Here is a 3286-nt window from a genome sequence, read left to right as displayed (position 1 = left end):
GCGGTTCCTGACGCATATGACTGGCTTTCTGACCTTCACCGACAGCAGCGGGACCTACCGTCGGCAGGAACGGGATTACAAGACGCAATTGGCGGCGATCTTCCAGACCGAACTACTGCCGCTGCTGACGGCACCGCCGGAAGATGCCGCCCAGGCTGAGGCGACCATCCAGGCCCTGCACCAAGTGCTTATCAGGCGTAAGGTCGGGGAGCCGCCCGCTATCCAGAACCTGCTATCCTGGCGCGCTACGGAGCATCTGGGACGGCTGCGCGGGGCCGAAGCTCTGGAGGCCGTCCACCTGTTCCGCGACCTTCTCTCTAGCACCGGCGATACGCCCACACGGGTGGAACGCTTCAACGCCGGCTATGTCGCTATCCTGGCCCGCCATATGCCATCCGGCACGCAAGGGGTCAGCCGCAGCCTGCCGACCCTGCTGTTGATGCTGGCCGATCCCGCGCATGAGATTTTCGTGCGCACCACCTTGTTCAACGATGTCGCGCGGCAGTTGGGATGCCCGCGACCGTTGAGCGACGAGCATCTGAACGCAGGCGATTATGAGGCTTGCCTGCGCTTGGCGTCCGGTATCCGAACATGCCTTGAGGACTGGGGCTGGCAACCGCAAGACATGATCGACGTTCAGAGTTTCCTCTGGGTGGCGGCGTCGGGCGCCTATGCGGAGGCACCGCGGGATGCCTTTGATGACGCAACCGACCCACAATCCGAGCGGCGCATATTCAAGATCGCCCCCGGTGAGCAGGCTCGCTTCTGGCCGGAATGCCGGAGGGAGGGGATGATCTGTATCGGCTGGGACAAGGTCGGCGACCTGCGCGAATATCCCACCGATGGACAGGCTGACCTGAAACAGGCGCTGCGCGATGCTTATCCCGACCAATACGCCGGTTCAAGGGCCCGTCAGGCCACGGGGACGAAGAAGGCCAAGGAGCTTTGGCACTTCCGCAACCTGCAACCGGGGGACATTGTCCTGGCCAGCCGTGGCGCCAGCGAGATCCTGGCCATGGGCGAGGTCGTGGAGCCAGGATACAGCTTTGACCCCAACCGCGCGGAGTATCAGCACACGGTCGCTGTACGCTGGAACGACACGTACCGCCGGAACCTGACAGACAAGCTGCCACCGGGCGTGCGGGCCACGTGGATGAACTGCGCCCTCTACCCCGTTGATCGCGCCCTCTACTCCGCCATTTTGGGTGAAAGACCGATACCCGACAGCTTTGTCCTGCCGACTGACATTGATGATGAGGACATGCAAGTCCCCGACAATTTATACATCGAGCCACCATTCGCCGACACGGTGGCTGCCGTCGCGGCGAAGAAGCTGAAGCTGCCGGAACGGTTGCTGCGCCGCTATCATGTGGCGCTGAAGACGCGGGGCTTTGTCATCCTGGCCGGCGTGTCGGGCACCGGCAAGACGTGGTTGGCAGAGGCTTATGCCCAGGCGGTGGCGGCCGAATATCTGGTGGTGCCGGTCGCACCCAACTGGACCAGCCGGGAAGACCTGCTGGGTTATGTTAGCCCGACCAGTGGCGAGTATCAGCACACCGCGTTCAGCCGTTTCCTGATCCGTGCGGCCAAGGCCTATGAACAGGCGGACGACAAGACTTCTGTCCGCCCCTTCCATGTGATCCTGGATGAGATGAACCTGGCCCGTGCCGAACATTACTTCGCTGATTTCCTGTCGGTCCTGGAACTGCGCAACCGGAACGACCAGGCGACATTGGCGCTGGGCGATGCCCAGGTGGGCCTGTTTCGCAATCTGGTCTTCGTCGGCACCGTGAATATGGACGAGACGACCCACGGCTTCGCCCACAAGGTCTATGACCGCGCCCAGGTCATCGAGGTGACGCTGGACCGCAACATGTTGGCCGCCCATGTGGCGGGGCAGGAATATGCCGATATCCTGCTGTCCCTGTGGGACGCACTGGGTTCGGTCGTCCCCTTCGCCCTGCGTACCGCCGACGATATCGCCGCCTATGTGCGCCGCGCTACGGCCCTGGGTGCCACATGGCAGGAGGCGTTTGACGAGGCGGTGCTGCAAAAGCTGCTGCCCCGCATCCGGGGCTTTGATCCCGCCTTGGCCGAGCTGTTGCAGAAACTGGCAACCCTGACCCAACATGATTTCCCCTTGAGCCACGCGAAGGTGGAGCAGATGCGGAAGGGTTTGCGCGATGGTGCCGTCTCCTTCTTCTGAGCTGACATTCCTGGGGCTGGATGGCGCAGTGCGGGCGGGGCGGGAATGGACGGCATTGCTGCTGCACCTGCCGTGTCGGCATGGTGAGTGGGAGGGGCTGGGCGTCGCCGTGAACGGGGTGTCGTGTCCTGTGCAGCTGCGCCGGTTCGGCAGCTTGACCCGCGTCGTCTGCGACTGGCCGCCCAGCGCTGCCGGAACCTATGAGATCACCATCACCGGACTGGCGGCAGGCACCGCGAAGCATCGTCTATTCATTCCGCCCGCCAAACTGTCGACAGCGCAGCTTTCCACGCTACTGACGGATCTGGATGAGCGACTGCCCCATGCGTTGGTGGCCAGCCTGCGCCGGGGCGGCGCGCTCGCCGGTCTGGTCGGCAACCAGCCGCCGAACCCGACGGGGGCGGAGGCGGAGTTGGAACGGTTGCGCGCCATTGTGGACGGAGATCGCGGGTTGGCCCGCCTGCTGTTCCGGATCGCGCAGGACCCCCATCGACAATTACGCGAGGTGCTGTGGGATGTGCCGACGGCACGGGCACGGCGCATCGGCCCCCGGCAATTACGGGAAGCGCTTTATCGTGACCGCGAGCCTGACGATGACGGTATTCCCCTGCGCATCCATGACCGGCGGGTGGAGACGACCTGCGACGTGCCGGAAAACAGGCTTCTGCGGCATCTGCATGACATGGTCGCCCGGCGGCTGGCCCGCCTGTCGCAGCGTCTTGCCCCGCAGGAAGATGAGTGTACGGCCCTGATCCAGACCCTGTTGAATGCCCGCCGTCGGGCCCGGTTCCTGGATGGTGTCGGGCCTTTGGCGCATCCGCCGACACAGATCAGCCAAGTGATGATCCACCGGCCCGATTATGCGCATGTCCTGTCGCTGTGGCGGCAACTGACGGACGGGTTGACGGTGCAACTCGCCGACAGCGCCATGGATACGGGGCTGAAGGATGTGCCCTCCCTGTACGAGCTGTGGGGGTGCCTGTCCGTTATCCAGACCGTGATTGATGCGGCATTGGAACAGGGGTTCCAGGTGGTGGCACAGGACCTTGTCCGCCCTGTGCCGGGGTGCCTGCTGGTGGC

At 64.1% G+C, this 3286-nt stretch carries 2 protein-coding genes; both read left to right on the top strand.

From position 1 onward, the window contains the following. A partial coding sequence (locus Q0072_RS01370; protein WP_298324653.1) for an AAA family ATPase occupies positions 1-2206 on the top strand: 2206 nt, incomplete at its 5' end. After that, positions 2187-3286: DUF2357 domain-containing protein (locus tag Q0072_RS01365; RefSeq protein ID WP_298324650.1), on the top strand; the 1100-nt coding region annotated here is incomplete at its 3' end. The genes Q0072_RS01370 and Q0072_RS01365, both read left to right, overlap by 20 nt.

The organism is Asticcacaulis sp. (genome assembly GCF_027484505.1).
Lineage (GTDB): Bacteria > Pseudomonadota > Alphaproteobacteria > Caulobacterales > Caulobacteraceae > Asticcacaulis.
The sequence above is the reverse complement of the archived record's forward strand: the minus strand, read 5'-3'. Positions and strand labels throughout refer to the sequence as shown.